Origin of the sequence: Paenibacillus sp. FSL L8-0644 (assembly GCF_038008165.1) — a bacterium.
Taxonomy (GTDB): Bacteria; Bacillota; Bacilli; order Paenibacillales; family Paenibacillaceae; genus Paenibacillus; species Paenibacillus polymyxa_D.
This window is the reverse complement of sequence record NZ_JBBOYN010000002.1, coordinates 132,988-139,339: the sequence shown is the minus strand read 5'-3', so window position 1 is coordinate 139,339 and position 6,352 is coordinate 132,988. Positions and strand designations below refer to the sequence as shown.

General features: G+C 53.5%; 16 protein-coding genes and 1 pseudogene. All 17 read left to right on the top strand.

From position 1 onward, the window contains the following. Positions 1 to 45 precede the first annotated feature (45 nt). A complete protein-coding gene (locus NSS94_RS26350) occupies positions 46 to 216 on the top strand; it encodes a hypothetical protein (RefSeq protein ID WP_445671551.1) in 171 nt (56 codons plus the stop codon). 13 nt (positions 217 to 229) lie between these two features. Next, complete coding sequence (locus tag NSS94_RS26345) at positions 230 to 361, top strand: hypothetical protein (RefSeq protein ID WP_445671550.1); 132 nt, start codon at positions 230 to 232, stop codon at positions 359 to 361. After that, the gene (locus NSS94_RS26340) at positions 327 to 644 is read left to right on the top strand and encodes an AMP-binding protein (RefSeq protein ID WP_445671549.1); all 318 of its coding nucleotides are present in this window, start codon (positions 327 to 329) and stop codon (positions 642 to 644) included. The genes NSS94_RS26345 and NSS94_RS26340 overlap by 35 nt, the downstream gene beginning before the upstream one ends. A 16-nt stretch (positions 645 to 660) precedes the next feature. Further along, positions 661 to 801 carry a hypothetical protein gene (locus NSS94_RS26335; RefSeq protein ID WP_445671548.1) on the top strand — a complete coding sequence of 47 codons (141 nt, stop codon included), beginning with the start codon at positions 661 to 663 and terminating at the stop codon, positions 799 to 801. Then, complete coding sequence (locus NSS94_RS26330) at positions 785 to 1,174, top strand: phosphopantetheine-binding protein (RefSeq protein WP_445671547.1); 390 nt, start codon at positions 785 to 787, stop codon at positions 1,172 to 1,174. Before NSS94_RS26335 ends, NSS94_RS26330 begins: the two co-directional genes overlap by 17 nt. A gap of 114 nt (positions 1,175 to 1,288) precedes the next feature. Continuing rightward, positions 1,289 to 1,795, top strand: coding sequence for a condensation domain-containing protein (locus tag NSS94_RS26325; protein WP_445671546.1), 507 nt, complete (start codon positions 1,289 to 1,291; stop codon positions 1,793 to 1,795). Positions 1,796 to 1,952: 157 nt separating this feature from the next. Further along, positions 1,953 to 2,126 (top strand): condensation domain-containing protein, encoded by a 174-nt coding sequence (locus NSS94_RS26320; RefSeq protein WP_445671545.1) that lies wholly within the window; start codon positions 1,953 to 1,955, stop codon positions 2,124 to 2,126. 97 nt (positions 2,127 to 2,223) lie between these two features. Then, positions 2,224 to 2,346, top strand: coding sequence for a hypothetical protein (locus NSS94_RS26315; protein WP_445671544.1), 123 nt, complete (start codon positions 2,224 to 2,226; stop codon positions 2,344 to 2,346). A 9-nt stretch (positions 2,347 to 2,355) separates the two neighbouring features. Then, positions 2,356 to 2,670: a hypothetical protein gene (locus tag NSS94_RS26310; protein ID WP_445671543.1), complete on the top strand. Its 315-nt coding sequence runs from the start codon at positions 2,356 to 2,358 to the stop codon at positions 2,668 to 2,670. Continuing rightward, a pseudogene (locus NSS94_RS26305) lies at positions 2,643 to 4,300 on the top strand (non-ribosomal peptide synthetase); the annotation flags it as partial. The gene NSS94_RS26310 and the pseudogene NSS94_RS26305, both read left to right, overlap by 28 nt. Before the next feature lie 385 nt (positions 4,301 to 4,685). Continuing rightward, positions 4,686 to 4,994, top strand: a complete 309-nt coding sequence (locus NSS94_RS25760; RefSeq protein ID WP_341040490.1) for a condensation domain-containing protein — start codon at positions 4,686 to 4,688, stop codon at positions 4,992 to 4,994. A gap of 96 nt (positions 4,995 to 5,090) precedes the next feature. Next, a complete protein-coding gene (locus NSS94_RS25755; RefSeq protein ID WP_341040520.1) occupies positions 5,091 to 5,324 on the top strand; it encodes a hypothetical protein in 234 nt (77 codons plus the stop codon). After that, positions 5,281 to 5,451, top strand: coding sequence for a hypothetical protein (locus tag NSS94_RS25750; protein WP_341040489.1), 171 nt, complete (start codon positions 5,281 to 5,283; stop codon positions 5,449 to 5,451). Before NSS94_RS25755 ends, NSS94_RS25750 begins: the two co-directional genes overlap by 44 nt. After that, the gene (locus NSS94_RS25745) at positions 5,448 to 5,618 is read left to right on the top strand and encodes a hypothetical protein (protein WP_341040488.1); all 171 of its coding nucleotides are present in this window, start codon (positions 5,448 to 5,450) and stop codon (positions 5,616 to 5,618) included. The genes NSS94_RS25750 and NSS94_RS25745 overlap by 4 nt, the downstream gene beginning before the upstream one ends. A 93-nt stretch (positions 5,619 to 5,711) precedes the next feature. Next, positions 5,712 to 5,846, top strand: coding sequence for a hypothetical protein (locus tag NSS94_RS25740; protein WP_341040487.1), 135 nt, complete (start codon positions 5,712 to 5,714; stop codon positions 5,844 to 5,846). 5 nt (positions 5,847 to 5,851) lie between these two features. Further along, positions 5,852 to 6,094 (top strand): condensation domain-containing protein, encoded by a 243-nt coding sequence (locus NSS94_RS25735; protein ID WP_341040486.1) that lies wholly within the window; start codon positions 5,852 to 5,854, stop codon positions 6,092 to 6,094. Beyond that, positions 6,082 to 6,246 (top strand): hypothetical protein, encoded by a 165-nt coding sequence (locus tag NSS94_RS25730; protein WP_341040485.1) that lies wholly within the window; start codon positions 6,082 to 6,084, stop codon positions 6,244 to 6,246. The genes NSS94_RS25735 and NSS94_RS25730 overlap by 13 nt, the downstream gene beginning before the upstream one ends. Positions 6,247 to 6,352 lie beyond the last annotated feature (106 nt).

Sequence of the window (6,352 nt, the reverse complement as noted above, 5' to 3'; positions counted from 1 at the left end):
AATTCCCAGTCCGACTGCTGCAACTGGCGAGCTTCTCCCTTCGACGTGTTCGTCGGGGACATTGCACGGACGCTCTATAACGGCGGCACGATGGTCATTTGTCCGAAAGACGACCGGATTGATTTTAGCCGTTTGTATGGCTGGATTCGCGATGTCCAGATAACCGTGTTCGAATCGACTCCAGCCCTGATCGTACCGTTTATGCAGCATGCATGAACAGGGGCTGGACATGAACAGTCTGGAACTACTAATCACCAGTTCGGACAGCTGCAGTGTGACGGACTACCGGGTGCTGCAAGAACGGCTTTGGTGCGGATATCCGCATTATGAACAGCTACGGCGTCACCGAAGCGGCGATTGACTCCAGCTTCTACGACGAAGAGCTGTCGAAGCTGCCAAGCAGCGGCCATGTGCCGATTGGTCAGGCGTGGCTGAACGCACGCTTCTACATTGTGGACAGCCAGCTGAATCCGGTGCCGATCGGCGTACTGGGTGAGCTGTGCATTGGCGGAGCCGGGGTGGCACGAGGCTACCCGAATCGTGCAGACCTGACAGCCGAGAAATTCGTAGCGAATCCGTATGTACCAGGTGAACGGTTGTACCGTACAGGCGATTTGGCGCGATGGATGCTGACGGCAATGTAGATCTACCGCCGGATGGATGATCGTCAAAATCCGGGGCTTCCGGATTGAACTGGGCGAGGTGGAAGCAGAAGCAGCGACTGGACGGCATTCAGAAGCCATCGCTACCGTCTGGGAAAAAACGAAGACGGAGACAAGGATCTGTGTGCGTATGTCGTAGCCTCGGAGGCGCTGAATTTGCCGGATCTGCGCAGCACACTCCAGCCCAAACTGCCGGGCTATATGATCCTGACCTATGTCGTACAACTGGATCGTTTCGCCGACACCGAACGGAAAAATTGACCGCAAAGCGTTGCCTGCGCCAGGAAGCGCGCCTCGAAGGAGGCACGGCGTACGTGGCACCGCGCACACCGCTGGAAGAGCAGTTGGTACGTATTTGGCAAAGTGTTCTGAATCATCCGCAGATCGGTATTATGGACCATTTCTTTGAAGTCGGAGGACATTCTTTGCGCGCGACAACACTGATGGCGAAAATCCATCAGGAGCTGAATTACGCTGGCGCTGCGAGATATTTTCCAATATCCGACGATTGAGCAACTGGTGCAGGTGATGGGTGAAGATCAGACCCAGCAAACGTATGTATCTATTCCTCTGGCGGAGGAGCGTGAAGAGCATCCTGTTTCCTCGGCGCAAAAACGGATGTATACGTGCTGAGTCACCTGGAAGGTGGAGAGGTTAGCTACAACATGCCAGGAGCGTTGATTATCGAAGGTTCCTTGGATAAAATGCGACTGGAACAAGCCTTCCGCCAGCTGATTGCCCGTCATGAAGCCCCGCGAACCCGATTCGAGATGGTGGATGGTGAGGTGATTCAACGGATTGAATCGGGCGTCGCATTCAGCGTGGAGCATGTGCAGGCAAGCGAAGAAGAGACCCAGCAGTATGCCCAAGACTTTGTACGCGCATTTGATCTCGCACAAGCACCGCTACGGGTTCAGCTGGTGGAAACCGGACCGGAGCGTCACGTCATGCTCTATGACATGCACCATATTATTTCGGATGGCGTCACGGAAGGAATTATCGTGCAGGAGTTCTCTCAATTGTATGAAGGCAAGGAACTGCCGCCACTCCGTATTCAGTACAAGGACTATGCGGTTTGGCAGCATGCAGATATGCAAAGTGAGCGGTCCGTGAGCAGGAAAGCTACTGGCTGAACACGATGGCTGGTGACATTCCGGTGCTGGATATGCCTACGGATTTTGCAAGACCAGTCGTACAGCGTCTGGAAGGAGCGCGATTGGAATTTGCGATCAGCCTGGAGGACAGCGAACAGTTGAAACAGCTGTCCGCGCAAACCGGCTCCACCTGTACATGGTATTGCTGGCCGCGTATAGCACGCTTTTGCATAAATATTCGGGACAGGAAGACATTATCGTCGGCACGCCGATTGCCGGAAGACCGCATGCGGAGCTGGAGGGCTTGGTAGGCGTATTCCTCAACACGCTGGCGATCCGCAATTATCCGGCTGGTGACAAACGTTCCTAGATTACTTGCAAGAGGTCAAAGAGCATGCGCTCAGTGCCAGCGAACATCAGGAATATCCTTTTTGAAGAGCTGGTTGAAAAGCTGAATTTAACGCGGGATGGCGCTGGTCGCGCTGTTTGACACGATGTTTGAGTTGAAAACATTTGAGCAGCAGGAGTTCGAGCTGGAAGGTCTGACCTTTAAAACGTATCCGACAGACACCGTTATACGGCCAATTTGATCTGACTGGATGCCGTGGAGCAGCCGGAAGGCATTCTGTGCAGTCTGGAATACAGCACGGCGCTGTACAAGCCTGGAGACCATCGCGCGATTGGCACAGCATTTTACCGAACTTGTACGTGCGATTACTCTTCATCCGCAGCAGCCACTGGCAGCTTTGGATATGGTAACTGTCGAGGAGAAGGCACAAATCATCTACGGTTTTGGAGATGTGGGAGTATCGATGTTACTGCTGAAGCAGGAGGCTTATTCCATACTTATGTGGAAGAACAGACCTAGCTTATACCAGATCATGTGGCGGTGGTGTACGAGGAACAACAACTGACGTACCGCACACTGAACGAGCGTGCGAACCAATTAGCCCGTAGACTGGTGAAATGAAGGCATTGGACGCGAGTCGATTGTTGGCATTTTGAGTGAACGTTCGGTCGACATGCTGGTTGGCGTACTGGCGGTGTGGAAGGCAGGAGGCGCCTATGTGCCGCTGGATGCAGATTATCCGTCCGAACGTATTCGTTTCATGCTGGAGGACAGTGGTGCGACGGTATTGCTGACCCAAATCGGCTTGCAGGAGCGTGCACAGGCATGGCTCGAGGAAAGCCAACCTACATCCGAACCCGCAACAGGGCTGCGTCTGCACACCGTACTGGCACTGGACGATGAGTCGCTGTACACCGGAGATACCACAGACGTCAATCACATCAACGAACCGCAGGATCTTGGCGTATGTGATCTGGCTGTTCCTCAGGGACAACGGGACGTCCGAAGGCGTCATGATCGAGCATCGCAGCTTGGTGAATACCGCCGCGGCGTATCGTCGGATTATCGCCTGAACCAGTTCCCGGTACGTTTGCTGCAGCTGGCGAGCTTCTCCTTCGACGTGTTCGTCGGTGATATCGCGCGGACGCTTTATAACGGCGGCACGATGGTTATCTGTCCGAAAGACGACCGCATTGATCCGAGCCGTCTGTATGGCTGGATTCACGACTATCAGATTACGGTGTCTGAATCCACACCAGCCTTGATCGTACCGTTTATGCAGCATGTATATGAGCAGGACTGGACATGAGCAGTTTGGAATTGCTGATTACCAGCTCGGATAGCTGCGCAGCGTGACGGATTATCGCGTTGCAAGAACGATTTGGCGCAGATATTCGCATTATGAACAGCTATGGTGTTACGGAAGCGGCGATCGACTCCAGCTTCTACGACGAAGAACTGTCGAAGCTGCCAAGCAGCGGTAATGTGCCGATTGGACAGGCATGGCTGAACGCACGTTTACATCGTGGACAGCCAGCTGAATCCGGTGCCGATCGTACTGGGTGAGCTGTGCATTGGCGGAGCTGGGGTAGCACGAGGCTACCTGAACCGTGCGGACCTGACGGCCGAGAAATTCCGTAGCCAATCCGTTCGTGCCAGGTGAACGATTATACCGCACAGGTGACTTGGCGCGATGGATGCCGGACGGCAATGTGGACTTTATCGGCCGGATGGACTATCAAGTGAAAACTGGGGCTATCGGATCGAGCTGGGCGAGATCGAAACGGCGATCCAGCGGGTGCCGGGTGTACGTCAAGCGGTAGTCATCGACCGGACGGATGAGCGTGGACACAAGTACTTGTGCGGATACATCACAGGAGAAGCTGAGCTGCGGATCGAGGAGGTACAGGCCGAACTGGAAGGCCGGACTGCCAGCGCACATGGTGCCTGCACGTTTGATGCGACTGGAGACGATCCCGCTGACCAGCAACGGTAAAATCGACCGTAAGGCCTTGCCGGAACCGGAAGGAAGCATCCATACGGGTGCAGCCTATGTGGCACCGCGTACCACGGTGGAGCAAGTACTGGCTGCGGTATGGGCCGGGGTGCTCGGCGTGGAAGCGGTAGGTGCGCAGGATAACTTCTTTGAGCTGGGTGGCGATTCGATTAAGGCCTTGCAAGTATCCTCCCGATTGCTGCAAGCAGGTTATCGACTGGAGATGAAAAAGACCCGTTCGTCATCCAACCGTGTCTGCCTTGGCACTGAAAGTTCAATCGGTGACCCGATTGGCGGATCAAAGCGAAGTGGTGGGCGCTGTGAAGCTGACACCTGTTCAACACTGGTTCTTTTGAGCAAAACCTGACGGATGCTCATCATCATAACCAGTCCATCATGCTGCATAGCAAGGATGCGTTTTGATGAACCGGCCTGCGCACGGCGATGGATCAAATCGTTAGCCATCACGACACACTGCGGATCGTTTTCCGTCCTACGGAGCACGGATATGAAGCCTGAATCGCGCAATTGGGGAGGGCGAGCTGTATACGCTGGAACGTATAGACCTCAGCCATGAGACTGAGGTGTCAGCGGCGATCGAGGCTAAAGTGAATGAAATTCAGGCGGGTATTCAGTTAAGCGAAGGACCGCTGGTGAAACTGGGGCTGTTCCATTGCCCAGATGGTGATCATTTGCTGATGGCGATTCATCACTTGGTGGTGGATACCGTATCTTGGCGCATTTTGTTCGAGGATATTACAACCGCTCACGAGCAGGCATTGAACGGACAAACGGCTCGCCTTCCGCACAAAACGGATTCGTTCCGCACCTGGGCGGATGGGCAGTCTCAATATGTGAATAGTCCGGCTATGGATGGCAGCAGAAGTCCTTGATTCTGGAAGGAAATGGAACATGGCGTATATCAGCCGCTTCCAAAAGACGAGCCCTTCTCATTCCTTGAATAGGGACAGCGAGAACATGACAGTTACGTGGACAGCTCAGGAAACGGGATACAGTTGTTAAAACAGGCGCATCGTGCCTACAACACGGAGATGAATGATTTGCTGCTTACCGCATTGGGACTGACGATTCATCGCTGGGCGGGCCTGGAACGAGTGCTCGTGTTCGGAAGGCCATGGGCGGGAATCCATTCTGCCAGAACTGGATATTACGCGCACCGTGGGCTGGTTTACGAACTTTGTTCCCGGTGGTGCTGGATATGAGCGTGGGGCAGACCTTTCACAGCGCATCAAACAGGTGAAAGAAGGACTCCGCCGCATTCCGCAAAAGGGCATTGGCTACGGGATGTTGAGATACCTGTCCGCAGCATGTAGCCAGAGCGTTTTGTGACCGAACCTGAAATCAGCTTTAACTATTTGGGACAATTTGATCAAGATACGCAAAGTCAGTCCTTTGGCGTATCTCCTTACTCTAGCGGTGCAGAGCTTAGCGCCCATGCAGCCAGAACGCACACGCTGGATATGAACGGACTGATTTCGGAAGGTAAGCTGCACTGATAACGGCTACAGCAAGCAGGAATATCGTCGTGAAACGATGGAGTAGTTAGCTGAACAGTTCAGAACCAGCTTGCAGGAAATCAGCTTGGCGCATTGCACAGGCCGCAAACAGCAAGAACTTCGACGCTGGGCGATGTCGCTTTAAAACATGTAACGATGGCCGAGCTGGATCAATTCGGTAGAACGGACTTCAGGATATCGGGGAACCGGGAAATGTCTATGCGTTGACGCCGATGCAAAAAGGCATGTTGTTCCATAGTCTGATGGATGCAGCATCCGGGGCTTATTTTGAACAAACGACCTTTGATTTGCACGGACGTTTCCAAGCGGATATTTTCCAGGATAGCTTGAATCATTTTATGCAGCGGCATGAGATCTTTAGAGTTAATTTCATCAGCGGTTGGCAGGATGAGCCTGTGCAGGTGATTTTCCGCCGCAAGGAGGTTGGTTTCGATGTGAAGATTTGCGTCATCTGAATGAGCAGGAACGTGACGCGTATGTGCAGGAATTTATTCGCAAGGACAAGGCAGCCGGATTCGATTTGTCCCGGGATGCGTTGATGCGCGTGGCGATTTTACGAACAGGTGATGAGGATTATTATTTTGTGTGGAGCTTCATCACATCTTGATGGATGGCTGGTGTGTGGCGTTAGGTCACGGATGAGGTGTTTGAGGCTTATTTTGCAGCCGTGGAGCATAGACAGCCGAAGCTTGCCCCCGTGACTCCATACAGTC